General features: G+C 35.3%; 20 protein-coding genes and 1 tRNA gene. 15 read left to right on the plus strand and 6 right to left on the minus strand.

Annotation, left to right across the window (positions count from 1 at the left end):
- Positions 1-168 precede the first annotated feature (168 nt).
- Positions 169-1,110 carry a thioredoxin-disulfide reductase gene (trxB, locus tag CGB83_RS19890; protein WP_100077407.1) on the plus strand — a complete coding sequence of 314 codons (942 nt, stop codon included), beginning with the start codon at positions 169-171 and terminating at the stop codon, positions 1,108-1,110.
- A 324-nt stretch (positions 1,111-1,434) separates the two neighbouring features.
- Here trxB and CGB83_RS19895 read toward each other — a convergent pair whose 3' ends face one another.
- Positions 1,435-2,025: a hypothetical protein gene (locus CGB83_RS19895; protein WP_100077408.1), complete on the minus strand. Its 591-nt coding sequence runs from the start codon at positions 2,023-2,025 to the stop codon at positions 1,435-1,437.
- A gap of 597 nt (positions 2,026-2,622) precedes the next feature.
- On the opposite strand from CGB83_RS19895, the gene CGB83_RS19900 reads away from it, so the two are divergent.
- The 8 genes from CGB83_RS19900 to CGB83_RS19935 all read left to right on the plus strand — a co-directional run bounded on the left by CGB83_RS19900 (position 2,623) and on the right by CGB83_RS19935 (position 8,573).
- Positions 2,623-2,988 (plus strand): helix-turn-helix domain-containing protein, encoded by a 366-nt coding sequence (locus CGB83_RS19900; protein ID WP_100077409.1) that lies wholly within the window; start codon positions 2,623-2,625, stop codon positions 2,986-2,988.
- A 175-nt stretch (positions 2,989-3,163) separates the two neighbouring features.
- Positions 3,164-3,676 carry a hypothetical protein gene (locus CGB83_RS19905; RefSeq protein WP_157761474.1) on the plus strand — a complete coding sequence of 171 codons (513 nt, stop codon included), beginning with the start codon at positions 3,164-3,166 and terminating at the stop codon, positions 3,674-3,676.
- A gap of 136 nt (positions 3,677-3,812) precedes the next feature.
- Positions 3,813-4,190, plus strand: a complete 378-nt coding sequence (locus CGB83_RS19910; protein ID WP_100077411.1) for a VOC family protein — start codon at positions 3,813-3,815, stop codon at positions 4,188-4,190.
- A 115-nt stretch (positions 4,191-4,305) separates the two neighbouring features.
- The gene (locus CGB83_RS19915) at positions 4,306-4,602 is read left to right on the plus strand and encodes a hypothetical protein (RefSeq protein ID WP_100077412.1); all 297 of its coding nucleotides are present in this window, start codon (positions 4,306-4,308) and stop codon (positions 4,600-4,602) included.
- A gap of 752 nt (positions 4,603-5,354) precedes the next feature.
- Positions 5,355-6,098, plus strand: a complete 744-nt coding sequence (locus CGB83_RS19920; RefSeq protein ID WP_100077413.1) for an SDR family NAD(P)-dependent oxidoreductase — start codon at positions 5,355-5,357, stop codon at positions 6,096-6,098.
- Between the two features lie 178 nt (positions 6,099-6,276).
- The gene (locus CGB83_RS19925; RefSeq protein WP_228420017.1) at positions 6,277-6,738 is read left to right on the plus strand and encodes a DinB family protein; all 462 of its coding nucleotides are present in this window, start codon (positions 6,277-6,279) and stop codon (positions 6,736-6,738) included.
- Positions 6,739-7,006: 268 nt separating this feature from the next.
- Complete coding sequence (locus tag CGB83_RS19930; RefSeq protein WP_228420019.1) at positions 7,007-7,891, plus strand: alpha/beta hydrolase; 885 nt, start codon at positions 7,007-7,009, stop codon at positions 7,889-7,891.
- A 133-nt stretch (positions 7,892-8,024) separates the two neighbouring features.
- Positions 8,025-8,573: a hypothetical protein gene (locus CGB83_RS19935; RefSeq protein WP_100077414.1), complete on the plus strand. Its 549-nt coding sequence runs from the start codon at positions 8,025-8,027 to the stop codon at positions 8,571-8,573.
- A 63-nt stretch (positions 8,574-8,636) separates the two neighbouring features.
- Here the strand turns inward: CGB83_RS19935 and CGB83_RS19940 are convergent, their stop codons facing one another.
- Complete coding sequence (locus CGB83_RS19940; protein WP_100077415.1) at positions 8,637-9,104, minus strand: VOC family protein; 468 nt, start codon at positions 9,102-9,104, stop codon at positions 8,637-8,639.
- A 284-nt stretch (positions 9,105-9,388) separates the two neighbouring features.
- On the opposite strand from CGB83_RS19940, the gene CGB83_RS19945 reads away from it, so the two are divergent.
- From CGB83_RS19945 to CGB83_RS19970, 6 genes are all read left to right on the plus strand, one after another.
- Positions 9,389-9,865: a DinB family protein gene (locus CGB83_RS19945; protein ID WP_100073918.1), complete on the plus strand. Its 477-nt coding sequence runs from the start codon at positions 9,389-9,391 to the stop codon at positions 9,863-9,865.
- A 120-nt stretch (positions 9,866-9,985) separates the two neighbouring features.
- A complete protein-coding gene (locus CGB83_RS19950; protein WP_100073919.1) occupies positions 9,986-10,387 on the plus strand; it encodes a VOC family protein in 402 nt (133 codons plus the stop codon).
- Between the two features lie 831 nt (positions 10,388-11,218).
- Positions 11,219-11,356 carry a hypothetical protein gene (locus tag CGB83_RS19955; RefSeq protein ID WP_228420021.1) on the plus strand — a complete coding sequence of 46 codons (138 nt, stop codon included), beginning with the start codon at positions 11,219-11,221 and terminating at the stop codon, positions 11,354-11,356.
- A 677-nt stretch (positions 11,357-12,033) separates the two neighbouring features.
- Positions 12,034-13,026 (plus strand): site-specific tyrosine recombinase/integron integrase, encoded by a 993-nt coding sequence (xerA, locus tag CGB83_RS19960; RefSeq protein ID WP_100073921.1) that lies wholly within the window; start codon positions 12,034-12,036, stop codon positions 13,024-13,026.
- Between the two features lie 4 nt (positions 13,027-13,030).
- Positions 13,031-13,717 (plus strand): restriction endonuclease subunit S, encoded by a 687-nt coding sequence (locus CGB83_RS19965; protein WP_100077416.1) that lies wholly within the window; start codon positions 13,031-13,033, stop codon positions 13,715-13,717.
- Between the two features lie 20 nt (positions 13,718-13,737).
- On the plus strand, positions 13,738-14,307 hold the full coding sequence (locus tag CGB83_RS19970) for a restriction endonuclease subunit S (RefSeq protein ID WP_228420187.1): 570 nt from the start codon (positions 13,738-13,740) through the stop codon (positions 14,305-14,307).
- On the opposite strand, the gene CGB83_RS19975 is transcribed toward CGB83_RS19970, so the two are convergent.
- The 4 genes from CGB83_RS19975 to CGB83_RS19995 all read right to left on the minus strand — a co-directional run bounded on the left by CGB83_RS19975 (position 14,273) and on the right by CGB83_RS19995 (position 20,076).
- Complete coding sequence (locus CGB83_RS19975) at positions 14,273-14,866, minus strand: restriction endonuclease subunit S (protein ID WP_100077418.1); 594 nt, start codon at positions 14,864-14,866, stop codon at positions 14,273-14,275. The genes CGB83_RS19970 and CGB83_RS19975 overlap by 35 nt on opposite strands.
- Complete coding sequence (locus CGB83_RS19980) at positions 14,853-16,475, minus strand: HsdM family class I SAM-dependent methyltransferase (RefSeq protein ID WP_100073923.1); 1,623 nt, start codon at positions 16,473-16,475, stop codon at positions 14,853-14,855. Before CGB83_RS19980 ends, CGB83_RS19975 begins: the two co-directional genes overlap by 14 nt.
- A complete protein-coding gene (locus CGB83_RS19985; protein WP_100073924.1) occupies positions 16,475-19,549 on the minus strand; it encodes a type I restriction endonuclease in 3,075 nt (1,024 codons plus the stop codon). Before CGB83_RS19985 ends, CGB83_RS19980 begins: the two co-directional genes overlap by 1 nt.
- 439 nt (positions 19,550-19,988) lie before the next feature.
- A tRNA-Ser gene (locus CGB83_RS19995) sits at positions 19,989-20,076 on the minus strand.

A 20,076-nucleotide genomic window follows, 5' to 3' on the forward strand; every position in this document is an offset into this window, starting at 1 on the left:
TATCATCTCTCATCTAAATTTATCATCTAAAATCTATAATTCAAGCTCTCCGTCTTCATCGACAGCAAACATATCAGATATTGACAACTATCATTAAAATAACTTTAAATAAAGGATAAAAATTCCGAAATTAGCAGCCTGAATTTAAATCTTTTTGACAAAGAAATTATGGAGCAAAACATTTTAGATTGTGTGATCATCGGATCGGGACCTTCCGGTTTTACAGCAGCCATTTATGCGGCAAGAGCAGACCTGAAACCTGAATTATATACAGGCCTGGAACCGGGCGGACAGCTGACCACCACTACAGAAGTTGAAAATTTCCCAGGATACCCAACCGGGATTACCGGCCCTGAAATGATGATGGATTTGCAGAAGCAGGCAGAAAGATTTGATACCAAAATACATTATGAAATGATTACCAGGGCGGAATTCTCCAAAGAAGTAGGAGGGATCCACAAGGTGTATGCAGGAAACAAAGAAATCCTGGCCAGAACGGTAATCATCTCTACCGGGGCTACAGCCAAATACCTGGGACTGGACGACGAAAAGAAGTATGCAGGAGGCGGGGTTTCCGCTTGTGCTACCTGCGACGGATTTTTCTACAAAGGAAAAGATGTGGTGGTGGTAGGTGCAGGAGATACGGCCGCAGAAGAAGCGACATACCTGTCCAAGCTGTGTAACAAAGTAACGATGCTGGTGAGGAAAGATGTGTTCAGGGCTTCAAAAACCATGATCCACCGTGTTGAAAACACTCCGAATATCGAAGTGAAATTCAACCATGAGCTGATCGGCATTGAAGGGGAAAATAACCTGGTGGAAAGAGCGATTGTGATCAACAACCAGACACAGCAGGTATCTACTGTAAGTGTTGACGGGATCTTCATTGCTATCGGGCATAAACCGAATACCGATGTTTTCGCCGGACAGATCAACCTGGATGAAAACGGGTATATCCTGACCGAAAAAGGAACTGCAAAAACCAATCTTCCGGGTGTGTTTGCTGCGGGAGATGTTCAGGACCACATTTACAGACAAGCCATTACGGCAGCCGGAAGCGGATGTATGGCAGCCATGGATGCTGAAAAATACCTTGGAGAACTGGAATAATACATTCTCTCAATCATAATACAGGCTGCTTTTTAAAAGCGGCCTTTTTTTATGGGAAAAATTAAGCCTGCTTATCATGGTGATAAACCTCATAGGTTTTCAAAACCTATGAGGTTTTTCTTACTGCAAAATAAGCGTGTGAGAAATCAAGTAAGCGATCAGCATTTCATCTTAAAATCTTTTCAACTTCCAAACTTTCAAGGTCTTAAAAACCTTGAAGGTTTCCATCAGAGCTCATCCATTTCTAAACCTAACGGGTTTCCGAAACCCCGTTAGGTTTTTTCACTGTAAGACAAGCCTTTAGCAATAAGATGAAAGATCATTTCAATCTGCAAACCTTCGCCCTTCGTATGATGAGCCTGTTTTGTCCTCTTTACCTTCTTTAATTTCTAAAAAAGCCTTCCTTCGTTCCAGAATAACAAACCCTGCATCCAACATTTTCGTCAGATAAATATATGGACTCACCATATTCTTTTCCGGTCCGCAGCGGTAGGCGCCGAGGGAAAAATAGACCATGCCGCCCAGGAAATAATCAAATTCCTTTACAGTGAAAGCGGTAAAAGCGGTGTGGAAAACCAGCAGGGGATTTTGGTATTCTTCATCGGAAAGGGAGCCTTGCATGAGTGATGAAATGGTTTCAGTTGAGATACCGAGCATCCATTTTTTGCTTTTCATGCGGAGAAAATATCCGGCTCGGATGAATGACCGCATTGACTGGTGGAAATGGACAATAGCGGAAAAATCTTCATCTATCCAGCCTCTTTTCTGCACGGCGTACTGCATGATGGTGTTCAGCAGGTCTTTGGCGGTGGTAAGGTCGTTGAAACAGAAGAATGTGTCCAGCATTTTCAGGCTGGAATGTTTCTTATGGCTGGGTTTCAGCCGGTGTTTTACGTTGATGGTTTCTTTTTTCATACGGATGTTTTTTTTGTGTTGATGAGGTTCCGGTTGAACCTACAGGTTCCCGGAACAGTTCGTTTTGTTGACTGTCCTTGTTTAATGGTATGCTTAAAAGCAGGTTTTTGGTGTTTTAAAAAGCTTTCCTAATGCCCTTGGGCAGAGAAAAAGAACCGGGTAACCGAGGAATCAGCCGCCGCCGGGCACCGGAAAGCAGGGAATATACACGGCTGTATCAGCCAGCACACTCTAAAAACACACATTTACACATTGATACCTTATCATTGGGAAGGATTGGCTTAGAAAAATTGTAGAAGCAGCGGACTGCATGGAAATAAAACGGCGTAGAGCTCTACAATATCTGAATCAGAGGTACTGGTATACCGTGCACACAGATAAGAGAACTCACGCCTAGGTCGTGAGCTTCCTGCTTATCTTCTCGTGTGCTAAAAAATTACCAGTTTTCTGATACGAGATTCTAAACAATAGCTTCTAATAATCGTTGAAGTATCGCAAAATTACATTTCTGTAACTTATGGTACAAATATATCAAAATATATTATTCGATACAAATTTGTATCGAATAATATTATTTAATATTTCAAATTTTACTGTATGCAAGAATATAGTAATGAAGAAATCGATGCATTAGGTCTACAGATCGGCTGTCTGGTAAGAGTTGAAAGACTTAGAAAAAAAATATCACAGGAAACGCTTGGACTCATGATAGGTTCAAATAATACAACTATTGGAAGAATAGAGAGGTTTGAAAACGATACAAATTGGAAGCATCTGTTTAAAATCTGCCAGGCCTTAAACCTGGATTTTCTTTTATTATTTAATTTGAAGTCATTAACAGAACTACTGTCAATCGTAAAAGAATGTATCGAACTTGAAGATAGGTTAACCACTCAAAAAGAACAATATTATAAAGATCTTGAGATTAAAATCAAAAAAGTATTTGAAGGCATAAGTTCGTAAAGGATTACAAGTTAATCTACAAGAATTTTTTAATTTTAAAACTGAAGAATAATCCTGACAAAAGTTAGGATTTATTGTTTTATATGGAAACCTATAAAAAGATAAGTACAATAGTTTTGTATATTTGAATTACATTGTAATAATAAATGGAATAAAAACAATAATTAACTTAATTATGGCAGCACTTATTCTTAGTGAAAATATTCAATATTTTTCAAGTGATGAAAAACCTAGAAAGATACTTGAATATATAGATAAGTTGATAGTTCTATTTCCTGATTTTGAATACTTTTATATTCATACATATGAAATAATATTAGAACCTGATTTTACAGAAAGAAAAAAAATATACAGTATTAATGGAGAGATAAGAGTAGCTATGCAAAGACTTGGCTATATTGAGACGCCTAGAGATGCAAATGTGATGCATGTATTAACAGAAAAAGGAAGATTAGTAAAATCAAAAGGTGGTCATTTCAAATATTTAAAAAGTATTGCACCTAAAAAAGACTGGTTTAAAATCATTCCAATTACTACATCAATATTTTTTGGAATTTTAACAATTGGTATAAGTATTTGGAACATTAAATTAAGTAAAAATAGAGATAAGTCTGTTATAGAAATAGAAAAGCAATATAAAAAAATAGATTCTTTAAAACAGAAAATAAAAGAATTAGAGAAGAAGTAATTGAATAATAAATATTAATAGATTTGAATACATACATATGATTAATTTTTGTATGATAGCAGAAATTACTAAACATTCATAATAAACGAAAAAACACTGTAACTTCACCAGATGTTAGTTTATAAAAACACGAAAGATGATTAAATTTAAAAGACTGGATCATGTTCAGATCTGCATTCCGAAAGGGCAGGAAGATCAAGCAAGACATTTCTATACGAACATTATCGGCTTAACTGAAATCCCTAAGCCAGAGCAGCTTATCCCAAATGGAGGTCTTTGGTACCGCATTGCCGATATCCAGCTTCACATAGGCACAGAAGACCACATCAGCACATCCAAAAGGCATCCTGCTTTTGAAGTGGAAGATTTAGACACCATAAAAGAATACCTGATCGGGCAGAAGGTAAAGATCAAAGAAGAAATACAGATTCTGGGGCAGCATCGTTTTTCGTTTATTGATCCTTTTGATAACAGGATAGAGCTCCTGGAAAAGAAAAATCCGAAAGAAAAATAAACACAGCAAAGAAGCAAATTTCTATTAATACAACATTTTCAGAAAAAATTTCATCTCCATATTTAATGCGTCAAGTTTTGTCGCATTAAATACGCTATTTTGAAAAAAATAAGCAATGAAACTGAACGCGATGGTTGCAGAAAGCCCGATGCCCGGTGAAAAAACAATGGTATTAAGGTTTAGGGATGATGTAAAAAAGCAGCATTTTGAAGTACGATGCAATTTCGAGCCTTACCTGCATAAATTCCGGAAGTGGGATGACATTATAGTCTGGATCAGATGGGAATCTGAAATCTTTGAAGAACCCAAAACGGGACAGAAATCCTATTTCACGCATTTAACGTGCCATAAAGCAAAGCTGGTCCATACGCCTTATATAAAAGATCGGTCTCTGTACAGCCTTGGCGGATAAACTATACAGTCAGAATATTTCATCAGCAATACTGGCCTGATCACAGGCACGCCGTAGGCGTGCTATCTGAATTCAATAAAGATAGAACTCCTACGGAGTTCTTTGCCTGAAACAATCCGGATCCTATTAATACTACACAGATATTGCTCCTACGGAGCAAAAAAATATCTGATATACAACTATAGAAAATTACACAGCACCATGCTCCGGACGGAGTAGCATCTGTGTAGCAGCAGAGACCGGTCTGATCACAAGCGCGCCTTAGGTGTGCTATCTGAATTCAATAAAGATCAAATTCGTACGAAGCTCATATTGACAAAATTTACGTCCTGCCAACGTTTGGTATATTATTCCTTCCGCATCACATCAGATATCAGCGATAAAAATTAATATCGAAAAAATTAAACAGGCTTTATCCTACCTTCAATCCAGAACCAGCCGGCTTTAATCAACACAAAACCCTCCACGCAGGAGGGTAGTAATAACTTAAACTTTAAAATAAACCACGGAATGAATTCGTGATGCTGCAAAGATAACACGGATAATCATAGGATGCCATCCGTAAAAACCCGGATATTTTAGGCCTGTTCTGTGCTTCCGATAAAGTCATTTTACATAATAATTTGAACACGTCCGCAAGTCGTTGGTTTGAATTTTATAAATTTATGTTTGAATTCTATATGACGACTGATCAGGATAATTTCTAATTTAGAAGGATAAGATACAAGTATAAAAAATTAAAAATCAAAGTGATGAGCAGACGTTTCGAAAACAAAAAGATCCTGATTACAGGCGGAAACAGCGGCATTGGTCTGGCTGGTGCAAAACGACTGATCGAAGAGGGGGCAACGGTCATAATCACCGGTAAAAACAAAGAACGCTTAGCAGAAGCTGAACAGTTTCTGGGCAGCAATGCCATTGTTATTGAAGATGATCTTGCAGATGGTCAGTCTGCAGAAAGAATCGTTCCGGTAGTGGAAAAAATGGGCGGCCTCGATGGGCTTTGGCTGAATGCCGGGGTGGCCTCGGGAGGAGAACTGCAGGCGCTGGATATGGAAACCATTACCGCGATGTTCAAGGTGAATGTTTTCGCCCCGATGCTTCAGCTGGCGGCACTTTCCCCTTTCCTGAAAACAGGAAGTGCTGTCCTGGTGACTTCGTCAACGGCTGTATATGAAGGCCTGGCCGGCGTATCCTTGTACAGCGCAACGAAAGGAGCGGTTTTATCGGCTGCCAGAAGTTGGGCTTCCGAGCTTGCCCCGAGAAATATCAGGGTCAATACACTGGTTCCGGGCCCTATTAAATCCAACCTGCGTGCCGGGCTGCCTCCTGAAATGAAAAAAGAACTGGAAGACCGTCTGGCCGAAACACTTCTGCTGAAACGCATCGGTGAACCGGAGGAAGCGGAAGCACTGGCGTTATTTTTACTGTCTGATGAAGCCAGTTTTATTACCGGATCTTCGTATCTGGTGGATGGCGGGTATTTGCTGACATAATTTTAGAGAGCATATTTTTACTTTCCTTATTTCAGGATTAACAGCAGGATCTGTTTGAATCATTTTGCCTGCTCCAGCTGATATTTTCGATTGGTTTTCCCGGATCAGGTTGCAATAAGGCACGGGTTATGCTGTAAAAAACGAAAGAAGTATTTTTAATCTTGAAAAAAAGGACCCAATGAAGATGGATGCAGTTTTTAAAGCGTGGAAAACGAGCCGAAGGATGTACCTGACGTTCTTCGAAAATTATTCTCTGGAACAGCTGAATAAAATTCCAGAAGGGTTTAACAATAACCTGATCTGGAATATCGGGCACATTATTGCCACACAGCACAAACTGATTTACCAGGGTTCAGGGCTGAAAGGATATCTTTCCGATGAAGTGTTTAACCGGTACCAATCCGGTACATTTCCTGCATCACCCGTTACGCAGGAAGAAGCGGAAACCCTGAAGGAACTGCTGATTGCTCAGATTGAGTCCACCATCCCTGATTTCAACGAAGGTATTTTCGATCATTACAACGAGCGGATAACAGGCATAGGCTTTCACCTGGCTTCTGTTTATGATGCTTTTCAATGCAATAATTTCCATGAAGGGCTGCATTTAGGCTATATGATGGGCATCAGGAAATTGATTTAAAGCATACATCTTGATAATCTGCTGGTCTGTTAATTTATGGTAAGTTTAGTGAAAAAATGTTAATAGATTTGGATAATGTGAATAGAATCAGTAGATTATGAATTGTAAATGAAATTCTTTTATAAATATTATTTATATTTATAACGATATGATAGTGCGTATTGAAGAAAGTAATGTTTTTTTATAGAAAATTAAACTGGTCGGAGTGCAAATTATATCATTTTATAAAGAATAGTAAATGGATTTACAATAAACACAATAAATTGAAATGTATAAAATCATCATGAAGTATGTATCAGTAATATTTGTTCTGTTCTTATGTTTTACATCAGTGCACGGACAAAGTCAATCGGTTATCGATCATTCAAAAACGGTAAAGAGCCAAGTACTGAAAAGTAATGTAAAATATTCTATATACCTTCCCGCTGGTTATGGGAGCTCTGATAAAACCTATCCTGTTGTTTACCTGCTACACCCTGCGGGTCCTGCCAATACTATACCTAATAATGAATCATGGTTCAGCTACGGCCAGTTAAAAAGCTATTTAGATGATGCAATTATGAAAGGCAGTATTGTGCCGATGGTTGTGGTAACTCCTGATGCAAATTTCGGGACTAAAAGGATCAGCTACTTTAACGATCCTACGGGCGATTTTAGTTTTGAGGATTTCTTTTTTCAGGAGTTTGTTCCATACATTGAAAAAAACTACAGGGTTAATAAAAATACCATAAGCAAGGCTATAGCAGGAGCTTCGCTTGGAGGAGCGGCAGCATTACAGTATGCTATCCATCAACCTGATGCTTTTGGAACTGTTGTGGCACTAAGTGCTGCTGTAAGGGGATATGTTCCTGAATATTTAAAAAACAGATACCCCGATGTCAATAAAGAGATATTAAAGAAATGGTATGAAAAATATGATGTTGTTGGTTATTTCGATCATCAGCAAAAAAACGATATCAAGAATCAAAAATGGTTTATAACTTGCGGTGATGATGATGCCTTATCGGTACATAATGCCAAGTTGCATATTGCAATGGCCGATAAGAAAATAAAACATGAATTTAGGATTTATGACGGAGCTCATGACTGGATGTATTGGAAAAAAGTTACACCAGAATTTTTTGAATTTATATCCACCCATCTCAAAGAATAATGTTTACGTCCGAAATGGTCTTGTATATGTTTTTCAGTAATCTGGCACAGTATCATGCTTTATGGAATATATTTGGCTGAGATTCTTTCTCATAATCATTACATATTGTTATATTTAAAATCAGTTACATCCTATGCATAAAATACAGGCCACTCTTATTTTAACTCTGATATTTACAGTCAGTTTATTTTCTACTCATCCTATTTCATCCTCTATCAATACTGGGCGGGTTATTAATTCTTCCGTTGCTTCTGAGGATATAGAGGCTATACGGGCAGAATACAAAAAAATTAACGGCCTAAAGCTAAAAGCACACCGATTTGCTTATGAGGATTTACCCTGCGTGGACGAAGGCGAAACAATTTATTATTCAAACGGCAAAGAAGTCCGTAAGATAACGGAGAAATTTATCCGGGATGATGCTTATACACTAACCGAATACTATTTTAAGCAGGGCAGGCTTATTTTCGCCATAGAGATCATCATCGGAGGGCCCGCCATAGGCCCCGATATCAAAACCGAATACCGGTATTACATAAAAGACAACAAAGCGATCCGCCAGATGCGGGATAAGGAAATTGTTCCTGCCGACAGCAAAAGTACGGATGTGATCGAAAGAGCTTATAAGCTGCTAAAAATAAAAAAACGCAAAAAATTTAATCTCGATTTCTGCAAAAATTAATACTTATGTCCGGGGTGAAATTTCGCGATCGGCAATTAATCTATGAATCGTTATCGGTTAAATTCACTGTTCTTTATGATCATTTGAATTGACTTTGATCCACTCTTCGTAGCTTATAACACCCAGTTCCGGTTTGCCTTCGCCTTCAAGGACATGGATGAATTCCAATTGGTTTCCGTCCGGATCATCAAAATACAGCGCAAGAGCCGGCATCCAGGCAAAGACCATAGGCGCATGGGTACCATTCTTAAGGAAATTATACGCCTGCAATCCGTTGTTTTCAAGGAAAGTGTTGGCCGTGTGTAAGATAAAATCTTTGGAACAGCTGAAAGCAAAATGCCGTTTCTGTACATTCTCAGGCTGTTCCCACAACCCAAGCATTGCTTTTTTATGTTCCCCGATCCAGAGAAAAGCGATCGGCCTCGTTTCATCATAATGCGCCAATGGTAACCCCAGTACCTGAGTGTAAAACTGAACAGCCTTTTCTAAATTTTTTACCTGAATATGCGTTTCATATAATCCTTCTATCATTTTCTGTACATTTTTTATTGAACATTACGGATGTGTGATATCCTGATCAGCCAAATATACAGGTTTACGTAATTTTAATATTAACCTGTTCAATAGTAAATTTCAATTCTGCTCATACAATTAAATAATAGACTATATGCACTCTTTTGTTCTGGTGCAATGATTGATCATGCTTTCCTTATGGAGAAATCTGATCATGGATATAGTGACCGAATCTTTTTGAAGCCTGAAACCATTTCACATCCGGAAAATTTTCGTAATTTATAGACTGATAATCACAAACTATGGCAACAACCCTGATCGAAGATATTATACAGCAACTCAATGACCTGCATGACGGCGATGTATGGCTGGACGAAACTTTTGCAAAGAAATTCGAACAGATCAGTGAAACGGATGCGTTTACCCGGCCGCTTCCTGATCTGCACAGTCCCGCGGAATTGATTTCACACCTTATTGTCTGGCGCAGGGCCGTGATGGGCCGGCTAAAGGGGGCAGTGGTTCGTCTGGAACTTGATGACCCTTCCAATTGGAAAACCAATGATGAATTGCGTCCCGCCGGATGGGAAGCGCTAAAAAAAGAACTGTATCAAAGCAAACAGGAAATCATCGACATCCTGAACGGTAAAGACGACACCTTTCTCGATACCATTTCAGCCGATTATGGAAAAGATTTCCGGTATTTTGTGCAGGGGCTTATCCATCACGACTTGTACCATCTGGGGCAGCTGGGTATTTCTGTCAAGTATTTAAAAAAGTAACTTCTGTTGCTCGCTTTTTGACTTTTATTGTCAGGATTAAACAAATCAGTTAGCTGAAAGCATAACGAAATGGAAGTTTTCCGGTAGGAAAAATCAATCCCATTACATTCAGTATATAAAATGAAACAGTCCATCATTCATATCGCGCTTCTCGTCAGGGACTACGATGAAGCGCTTGATTTTTACCTCCAAAAATTAGGCTTTGATCTGGTGGAAGATACCTGCCTTTCAAAAACCAAACGATGGGTACTCATTAAGCCTCCCGGTTCCTTCGGATGCTGTCTCCTTTTAGCTAAGGCAGCGGATGAACAACAACGATCATCCGTGGGCAATCAAAGTGGGGGCAGGGTATTCCTGTTCCTCGAAACAGAGAACTTTGATGAATCCTATCAGTCCATGCTGGCGAATGGAATTTCATTCGTCCGTGAGCCCATCGTTGAATCGTATGGAACCGTGGCCGTATTCAAAGATTTATACGGTAATTTATGGGATCTGATTGAGAGAACGGTTGACGCCGGTTAAGGATTCAAAATGTTTTCAATTCCTCATTAATTTTTATATTTTTTTCAAGTGGATCTTTCTCCGATATTTTTGAATTTGAAACGTCTGATGCGATCATTCTAAGAATATATTTCCATACAGGATTTCTGTGATCATTTTTTATTCCGGGTCAGGAAATAGAGGAGGGCAGCTCTGGTAATCGCATTTGGCATCCAAAGTTTCGCATTGTTTAGGTTTACACATGGGATATGATAAATCAGGACTGTTACCTGCAACGATTGTTTTCAGATCCTTTTTGGTAAGCTTTTTTGATAGTTTTGCCAGGTTTTTCATGGGATGTTTGTATTAGTTTGTTTTACTTATCCGGATATTTCCGGAATATCTAAATATACGTAAATATATCATAGCCTGATATTTTTATTTGAGTATTCCCGGATTTCCCAGATTTTCTTTTGGTATTGAGGTCTGCGTGATTCTATTTATCCATGTAATCTGAGAGAGAATATAATTTAGGATGCTGTTAGTTTTTTTATGTTTTATGAAAAAAATCGGTACAAATTTTTATCGATATCTCTGGAAGCAAATAGGGCAGAGGTTAATATGGTAAAGGGAATTTAGTCTTTCTCTCTGTACCTGAAATTTCTCAGTTGAAATATTTCTAAAAGGTTTTTGGAAAAATTTTTGATCAGATTTTTATACGTAAAAAGTTTTTCTGAAAATACGGAGGACTTGACCTTGACAGAATTTAGTAGTTGGGCTAGGAAGCGAAGTATCTTTGGTTTCTGTTTTTATTTTTTACGTTAATACTATAGAATAATTATTTTGACTAAAATAAATGATAATTTAGAGCGTATGGCAAAAACGCTGTACGACTATTGGTTTGTGCAGTTCGATTTCCCTGACGAAAACGGAAAGCCTTATAAATCAAGCGGTGGCAAGATGATTTGGAATGAAATTTTGAAAAGGGAATTCCGGAAGGATGGAAAGTAACTGTATTTAATGATTGGATAGAAAAAACAAAGACTGGAGATTGGGGTAAAGATAAGATTGAGGTAATTATACGGAAAAAGTTTATTGTATTAGAGGTGCTGACATTAATGGATTAAACGGCAAGGTGAAGTTAAAGCACCCAAAGATATATTCTAAAAATAATATATCAAAGGCTCTAAAACCAGATGATTTTATTGTGGAAATTTCAGGTGGAAGTCCATCACAATCTACTGGAAGAATCGCCTTTTAACTGAAAGTACATTTGAAAGATTTGATTCAAATATTATATGCTCAAACTTCTGTAAAGCTATTTCTTTAAAGAGAACGAGTTCTCTTCAATTTCTTACAAGAATGGCAAAGGTTATACGATGCTAATGTTTTTTTGGATATGAGGGAAAACTAGCGAATTAAAAACTTTCTATTTGAATCCTTTATAGTCTTATTTCTAAAAACTCCGAGTATTGTTGAAAGATTTTATAATCAAATAAAAATATAGAATCTAAGAAGCAATCCAACCTTAAACAAAACCAACAACTTTCCCACTCGAGATTGGCTTTTACCATGCTGATGAACGGCAGGTAAAAGTTGAATAAAATAGTAAGATAAATTATCATTTATTGTACAACTATGGCTATTTTTGTTTTTCATTCCTTTGCGGCTTCAAAAATTTAAGTACAATGAAGGAATTAGTGAAGCAAGAAATAATTAATGCAATGCAAACAGTTTTAAACTTTCAACAGTTAATGATTCTTGAAAAGGTAATACATCAATCTTTTCATTCTGTGGTGGTTACACCAAAAAAAAGTAATGAAGATAAGTTGGAAACTGATAATACAAGCGTTTTAAATTTATTCATTTCATCCAAAAAAGTGGAAGGTTGTTCTGAAAAGTCATTAAAATATTATTTTTCGACCATAGACACTCTGTTTCAAAAACTAAAAAAGAAAGTTACAGAAATCTCTACTAATGATTTAAGATTCTATCTCTCAGAATATCAGGAAGCAAAAAAATCGAGTAAAGTCACTATAGATAATATTCGTAGAATATTTTCAAGTTTTTTTTCTTGGTTAGAAGATGAAGATTATATTTTAAAAAGCCCTGTAAGAAGGATTCATAAAGTTAAGACCGCCAGAACTATAAAGGAGGTACTTAGTGATGAAGACATAGAAATACTTAGAGACAACTGCAAGCAAATAAGAGATTTAACCCTTATCGAAATGTTAAGCTCGACTGGTATTAGAGTTGGTGAGCTTGTAAAAATAAATATTAAGGACATTGATTTCCACGAGCGTTCTTGTATCGTAACAGGTAAAGGAAATAAACAGCGTGAAGTATACTTTGATGCAAGAACGAAGATTCATCTCAAAGAATATCTTCAAACAAGAAAAGATGATAATGAAGCTTTATTCGTTTCTTTATCAAAGCCTAATCAGCGACTTTCTATTGGTGGAATTGAAAATGTATTGCGGAAACTGGGACAAAAAACCAAAATAAATAAAGTACATCCTCACAAATTCAGAAGAACTCTAGCGACTATGGCAATCGATAAAGGAATGCCTATCGAACAGGTTCAGAAGTTATTAGGTCATGTTAAAATTGATACAACATTACATTATGCAATGGTAAATCAGGCTAATGTGAAAATTGCTCACCGAAAATTTATTAGTTAAGATTATGAATAATTCAAGAAGAGTAGATTCGATTCTTACCTATTATGGAAAAGGCGTAACACCAAAATATGTTGGAGAAAGCTCCATAATTGTTTTAAATCAGAAATGTATTCGTCATAATAAAATAGATTACTCATTTGCTCAATATATAGATGATAAAAAACACTATAATGAAGATAAGTTTCTGAGAGTTGGAGATATTCTAATAAATTCTACAGGCCAAGGAACGGCAGGTCGAGTTGCTTTTGTGGAGAAGCTGCCTCAAAATAAAAAGGTAATTATTGATTCTCATATTTTAGTAATTAGAACTAATGACTACTTTGAATCTAAATGTTTGAATTACAATCTTTTTTCTATAGAAAAGCAATTACAAACTTTTATGGATGGAAGTACAGGACAAGGCGAATTTGACAAGCAGAGATTATTTAACGTGGTTGTTAACTACTCTCAAAAACATTCTGTACAAAAAGAAATTGCCAATATCCTAACTGATATTGACAATAAAATTAATTTAAACAATCAAATAAATGATAATTTAGAGCGTATGGCAAAAACGCTGTACGACTATTGGTTTGTGCAGTTCGATTTCCCTGACGAAAACGGAAAGCCTTATAAATCAAGCGGTGGCAAGATGGTTTGGAATGAAACTTTGAAAAGAGAGATTCCAGAAGGTTGGGAAATTAGAAATTAAATGATTGTGTTAGTTTAATAATAGATTATCGTGGAAAAACTCCAAAGAAATTAGATGCTGATTGGTCTACTAATAATGATGATATCATCGCAATATCTGCAAAACATATTAAAAAAGGAAAGCTTGTAAATCTTAGTGAAGCTAATCGTGTTAATGATTCATTATATAATAAATGGATGAAAGAAGAATTAAGCGAAGGTGATATCTTGATGACTTCAGAAGCGCCTTGCGGTGAGTTTTTTTACCTTATGGGAGATATAAAATACTGTTTAAGCCAAAGAGTTTTTGCTATAAGATCAAATATAAAAATTTTAAGTCACACATATCTATATTATGAGTTATCAATCGGAAATGGTTATTCGCAGATTTTAGGAAAAGTAAGTGGTAGTACTGTCTTTGGAATAAGACAAGATGAATTAAGAACAGTTAATTTATTAATTCCTCTTATATCATTACAAAAAGAGTTTGAAAAAGAAATTCTTTCCATTTATTACAAAATCAGAATTAATGAACAACAAAACCAACAACTTAGCTCTCTCCGCGACTGGCTTTTACCTATGCTGATGAACGGACAGGTAAAAGTTGAATGAAATAGTAAGATAAATTATCATTTATTTGATTGTTGAGTTCTATTTTATCATCTAATAATGAAAGAGTAGAAGCAATTTTTTTCTGTATTATTTTATCATGTATTTTTATCTCTAAGTTTTTAAAATTTGTAGTAGCTTGTGCTAGTGCAGGTACCCCTACATGATTTTTAAATGATAATAACTTACTTTGGCCATATTTACTTTTCATTAAATAAGAAAAGTAAATTGGATCTAAATTCTCATTAAATCTTACTCTAAATTGACTTTGCGAAATAACATAACGATCATATTTTGAATTATGAGGAATAAATGAAACTTGACCTAATGTTCCACGATGCGTAATTACAATATCTCCCCTTTTAGCATTTGCTTTTCCTAAAGAATTTGCCTTTTCTTCAGAAATATAATTAAAACTATCTTCAACAAGTTTATGATTAGTTAAATTTGAACCGTTCAAAACAGGAATTCCTATATCAATAAAATTATCAACTTTAATATCAGACCCAAATGGTCCCATAGATATTTCTTTAATTAAATTTTTTAGTTTAATTTCCATCATATCTCAAACTTTTAAGCTGTTCCTGAATTTTTATTTCCAAAGCATTTCCTTCCGCAAAAAGACTTTGCAAATTAGTTTCAAAATTTCGCATTTTTTCAGCAAATTCTTCTGGAGTAATATCAACATATTCTATTTTAAATTCAAAATATTGCCCTGCAGAAAAAGAATAATTCTTTTCAGCAATTTGTTCTTTTGTTACTACAACAGACAAGTCTTCAACAGCCTGCTTTTGATTAAAGGTTTCCACAATTTTTGCTTCTTCATCGGGCGTTAAAACAGTACGTTGATTTTTGCCTTCTTTCACTGTTTGGCCCAGCTTAGAAGCATCCATTAAAATAATATGCTCGCTATCTGCTCTTTTATCAAAAAATAATACTGAGACATTGGTTCCTGTACTTGCAAATATGTTGCTTGGCATACTTACTACACCCCGAAGCCAACCATTACTAATTAACCTTTCACGAATTTTCTTTTCAATCCCACTTTGAGCAGTAATGAAACCTGTTGGAACAACAATAGCTGCTTGACCTTTTTCGCTTAAACTGTGCATAATATGCTGAATAAACAAAAGATAAATTGCCATTGATTCTTTTTTGCTTTTCGGAACATTTGGAATTCCGGCAAAGAATCTTTGTTTAAAAGCATCTTTCTCAAGATCATCTCTAAAATCAGAAAAGTCTAACTTAAAAGGTGGATTAGAAACGATGTAGTCAAACTTTGTATCTAAATAAAAAGGCTGTGCAATGGTGTTAGTTTTAATGATATTCGGAATTGAATGCGTAAGGCTGTTCAAAACCAAATTTAGACGTAACATATTGCTCGATTTCTGTGAAATGTCTTCTGAATAGATTGTGCAATTCTTTTCACCAATTTGATGAGCTAAACTCATTAACAAAGTTCCCGATCCTGCACTTGGATCATAACATTTTACACCTTTTACTTCATCCGGCACAAGAATTTTTGCCATAATACGGGCAACAGCGTGTGGTGTATAATATTCAGCATACTTACCACCGCTATCTGTGTTGTAATCTTTAATTAAATATTCAAAAATAGTTGCAAAGAAATCATATTTTTGAACAAACATTTCTTCAAAAGAAAACTCAAATAATTTATTAATCAATGCTTTTGCAAAAGCATCACGTTGAGAAGCATCAGAGATGAACTGAGTAAGCTCATCAAACAATGTATCTTTTGCACCACTAAATGATTTTACCGAAAACACATCAGCGTTTTCAATTGATATTTGTCTTAAAGTATCATCAAATGTTTTTCCAAAATCACTGTCATTTTGAATTGCGAACAAATGCGAAATCAAATGATCAGGATGTAATCTTGGAATATTAGGATCCAAGCTTGCCAGTAGAAACTGATACTCGTCATCACTCATCTCACGAAGTGCTTTAGAAAAATTCTCAGCATCTGCAAGTTGAGGTTGCTCTTCTTTTATCGCAAAGCGGAATTTATCATTAAGAAATTTATATAGAAATATTTGCGTAATAATCTTGAATTCATTTCCGTCATTTCCGAGTCCGTAATTGGCACATACACTTTTAAGATTATCGATTAAAGATTTTGTTTTAGTAATAAAGTTTATATCTTGAGTCATTATCTATATTGATATTGTTGTAAATATTCTTGCGAAATTAATTGATTTATTTTTTCTGTCGTTGAAAAGTCAAGACCTATATTTTCTTTTTTCTTAAATTCATTGACTACAATTTGCATCAGGTATCTCTTAAAATAAGCTTCATTTTTTACCATTTCCTCCTGATTGGTAATTGTCTCATCAACTTGGAGTTTAACCTGCATCAATGCCCGGTGAAGCTGTGATTCTTTTGTGTTTAAAGTTCCTTTTTCTGATAAACGTTTATGAATTCTGGCGTACTTATCGTCACTGTCATATTTAGCTTTTAGCAAGGCGTTTTTTCGGTTTAATTCTTTTGCCTGGTCATAGATTTTCTGAAGGAGATGCATATTTTCTACCATATCTTCCTGAGTCACCTCACTAAGATTTTTTTTCTTGAAAATTCTTTCTAATTCAGCTCTTAGACTTACAAATTCAGAATCTAGCTGATCAAAATTAGTTTGTAGAGATTCTCTGGCTTTCCGTAGAATGTTTTTAAATTCATCAGCAAGTACCAATTCACTTTCATCGACTTTAACAAATTGAAAAATTATATCCTCTAAAGCTTCAGTTAAAAGATTTCGGTTAGCTTCTTCGTTTCCGATGCTTTCTACAAGATTGAGATTGTCAAGTCGATTTTGCGTTTCAATTAATAGACGATTGAGAAGTTCAAAATCTGTTAAGCCTTTTAAAGCTTCATAGCCATTTATGGCAATTAGATTTTTTAACTCTTTTGCAGTTCGTAAAGCCTTTACAAGTCTAAGAAGTTCTTGCTTGTCATTTAATTCGGCAATTTGTTGAGAAAACACTTCTTTATTAACTGTGTCATAATGAAATAATGTATCTTTTATTTCTTCAATTTCTTGTCTAATCTCTTCTTCAGATTTAAATAGATGAGAGTACATTTCCATTTCGTCACCCAGCTGTTCCTGCAATTCATCAAAATAGAGTTTATTGGTGCGATCAAAGGCCTTTGAAATGTCAGCAAAATCTACAACATATCCGTATCGGTATTTTTTGTAAGGACGATTAACTCTTGTAAGTGTCTGCAATAAATTATGATCTTGTATGACCCGCGCTAAATATAATTTTTTCAATCGTTTAGCATCAAAGCCTGTTAACAGCATATTATAAACAAACAAAATATCGACGTGTCCTTTTTTATACGCCTTTATAAGTTCTTTTCGAACCAGCTTGTCATTTTCATCGTATAAAATTAAAGAGGCAGTCAATTTTGGTTCATCTTTTAAGCCATATTTTGCTTTTGGTTCTGCAACCATCAATATGCTTGCATCTGTTTCCTGTTCGCCATATTTCTTCTGAAACAAACGGAATAACTCCTTTGCCTGGTCTGCAGAATCACAAACTACCATCCCTCCCAGAGTAGCATCTTGCTGATCTTTACGGAATTTTATTAAATCATTACAAATATAATCTAATAATGGCTCTGCAAACCTTGTATTTTTGTAAATGTCTTTTGCAGAAATATCACCACGTAAAACTTTAATCTCATCAATGACATTCTGCATTTGCATTTTAAAATTACCCTCTATTTGCTCCCTTATCAATCGGAGCGTATATCCATCAGCAATAGACATATTGTAGTAATACTTATGGATATAATTTCCAAAAAGTAGTTTTGAATCATAATCTTTTGCAACTTCCTTTAATAATGGTGTTCCGGTAAGTGCAATTTTGATTGCATTTTTATCAGAATTAATAAGGTTTGCAAGATAATTTCCTTTCGGATTATATGAACGGTGCGCTTCATCTAAAAAATAGATTCTTTGAACATTTATATCATAGTTTAAATCCTTTAAAACTGTAGCGTCTTCAGAAAATTTCTGGATATTAACAACCGTAATTTCAGATTTACCACTATTATTGTGGATAGCTCCTATAGTTTTTAAACTTTCAACAAAATCTGCTTTTGAATTAACCTTTTTTACACAAAGTTCTCTGTTAGAAAATTCTGTTGCAGCTTGCTCTAATAAATCTAAACGGTCTACAACAAAATAAAATTTTGGAATAATTTTCTTTTTTGCAAAATAATAAGTTAAATATTTAACATTATAAAAAGCTAATGCAGTTTTACCTGAACCTTGAGTGTGCCAGATAATTCCTTTATTCTGCCCTAAATCAATTTTTGAAGCGATTGCTTGAGTTGCAAAAATTTGAGGATAGCGCATAATGTGCTTTTGAAAAACGGGTTTACCTATATTCTCTTCTTTCACATAAGCAATTGCAAACTGAAGAATAAACTGTAATCTCTCTTTGCTAAAAAGAGAAGTAAGAATTTTATTGGTAGGACTATTTTCACTTTTATTAGTGATAAAATCTGGGTTATGCTTAATAACAATCAAATTATTATCTCTTAAAATGTCCAATTCTTTGTCCTCGCTTAACTCTAACAATCTTTCTTTTACAAGATAATCTAAATCTTCTCTAAAATAATTAAATGATATATTGGAGTAAGCAGAAGTTGCATAATAAGCTCCAAAAATGGGCTCAACTAAGCCATCTTCATATTCCATATTATTGGAAAATACCATAAGTTGAGTAATGTTTGCAAAACGTCTAAAATGTTTATTTCCAAACCTTTCATTGATGCGTCTACGTTCAGCGATAACTCCATCTTTATTATGAGGTTTTTTCACCTCTACAAAAGCTAATGGTATTCCATTAACGAGAATTGTAATGTCCGGACGATATTCTTCATCGCCGGATTTGCAGGTTAATTCAGTTGTGATGTGAAAATCATTGTTTGAAAAATTTTCAAAATCAATTAATTTAATACCGGAAGTCGATGTTAAACGTTCATAGAATTTTTTTCCAAGATCCTCAAAATCTAATTCTAAATTAATCTCATCCAAAAACCTTTGTGCTTCTGCTTCAGAAATGCTATTTATTTCGGCAATCTTAGGTAAAAAAATAGAAGGGAAAATATTATTTTCTTCTATCCTGTTTTGTTTTTTTAAAGAAATATATTGATAGCCTAGTCGCAACAAATGCAAGATGGCTGGTATTTTAACTCGGGAATCTTCGTTGAAAGACATTGGCTAATTTAGTTTTAAGTCTTAAAGATACTAAAACGACTAATTACAAAAGCACTTTATAAGGAATACTTTATAAATAATATCTTGTCAACAACCACATATCTTTAATAATTATAGTCTTTAGCATCTTTGAATTACTTTTTTTTCACCTAACGCCACCCTTCAACTCCCCACCAAAATCCAACATCACCACCTGGCTTCCCTGAAACGGATTATAAGACGGCTGATAATCAATATAGCCCGAAGAATAAAGGTTTTCAGGCCTTTATGATAGGTGGCTTTTGAGTGGATTTACTGATGCGCATTACCTCATCGCGGGAAATACTAACCGGATTTCGGAAACGGCTGAAATTTTGATTTTTTTTAATATCCGCACTAAAACAAAAAACGCTGTAAACATCAATGTTTACAGCGTTTTAGCTTATTTTGGTTTCTAACCTGGCGGAGAGTGAGGGATTCGAACCCCCGGACCTGTTACAGTCAACAGTTTTCAAGACTGCCGCAATCGACCACTCTGCCAACTCTCC

This window comes from Chryseobacterium camelliae (assembly GCF_002770595.1).
Taxonomy (GTDB): domain Bacteria; phylum Bacteroidota; class Bacteroidia; order Flavobacteriales; family Weeksellaceae; genus Chryseobacterium; species Chryseobacterium camelliae.

Coding starts and splice junctions, on each gene's coding strand:
- CGB83_RS19930 (WP_228420019.1), top strand. CDS start 7,007: ATGTATAAAATCATCATGAAGTATGTATCAGTAATATTTGTTCTGTTC.
- CGB83_RS19975 (WP_100077418.1), bottom strand. CDS start 14,866: ATGATGGAAATTAAACTAAAAAATTTAATTAAAGAAATATCTATGGGA.
- CGB83_RS19945 (WP_100073918.1), top strand. CDS start 9,389: ATGGCAACAACCCTGATCGAAGATATTATACAGCAACTCAATGACCTG.
- CGB83_RS19910 (WP_100077411.1), top strand. CDS start 3,813: ATGATTAAATTTAAAAGACTGGATCATGTTCAGATCTGCATTCCGAAA.
- CGB83_RS19980 (WP_100073923.1), bottom strand. CDS start 16,475: ATGACTCAAGATATAAACTTTATTACTAAAACAAAATCTTTAATCGAT.
- CGB83_RS19955 (WP_228420021.1), top strand. CDS start 11,219: ATGGCAAAAACGCTGTACGACTATTGGTTTGTGCAGTTCGATTTCCCT.
- CGB83_RS19915 (WP_100077412.1), top strand. CDS start 4,306: ATGAAACTGAACGCGATGGTTGCAGAAAGCCCGATGCCCGGTGAAAAA.
- xerA (WP_100073921.1), top strand. CDS start 12,034: ATGAAGGAATTAGTGAAGCAAGAAATAATTAATGCAATGCAAACAGTT.
- CGB83_RS19935 (WP_100077414.1), top strand. CDS start 8,025: ATGCATAAAATACAGGCCACTCTTATTTTAACTCTGATATTTACAGTC.
- CGB83_RS19940 (WP_100077415.1), bottom strand. CDS start 9,104: ATGATAGAAGGATTATATGAAACGCATATTCAGGTAAAAAATTTAGAA.
- CGB83_RS19920 (WP_100077413.1), top strand. CDS start 5,355: ATGAGCAGACGTTTCGAAAACAAAAAGATCCTGATTACAGGCGGAAAC.
- trxB (WP_100077407.1), top strand. CDS start 169: ATGGAGCAAAACATTTTAGATTGTGTGATCATCGGATCGGGACCTTCC.
- CGB83_RS19950 (WP_100073919.1), top strand. CDS start 9,986: ATGAAACAGTCCATCATTCATATCGCGCTTCTCGTCAGGGACTACGAT.
- CGB83_RS19895 (WP_100077408.1), bottom strand. CDS start 2,025: ATGAAAAAAGAAACCATCAACGTAAAACACCGGCTGAAACCCAGCCAT.
- CGB83_RS19965 (WP_100077416.1), top strand. CDS start 13,031: ATGAATAATTCAAGAAGAGTAGATTCGATTCTTACCTATTATGGAAAA.
- CGB83_RS19900 (WP_100077409.1), top strand. CDS start 2,623: ATGCAAGAATATAGTAATGAAGAAATCGATGCATTAGGTCTACAGATC.
- CGB83_RS19985 (WP_100073924.1), bottom strand. CDS start 19,549: ATGTCTTTCAACGAAGATTCCCGAGTTAAAATACCAGCCATCTTGCAT.
- CGB83_RS19905 (WP_157761474.1), top strand. CDS start 3,164: ATGGCAGCACTTATTCTTAGTGAAAATATTCAATATTTTTCAAGTGAT.
- CGB83_RS19925 (WP_228420017.1), top strand. CDS start 6,277: ATGAAGATGGATGCAGTTTTTAAAGCGTGGAAAACGAGCCGAAGGATG.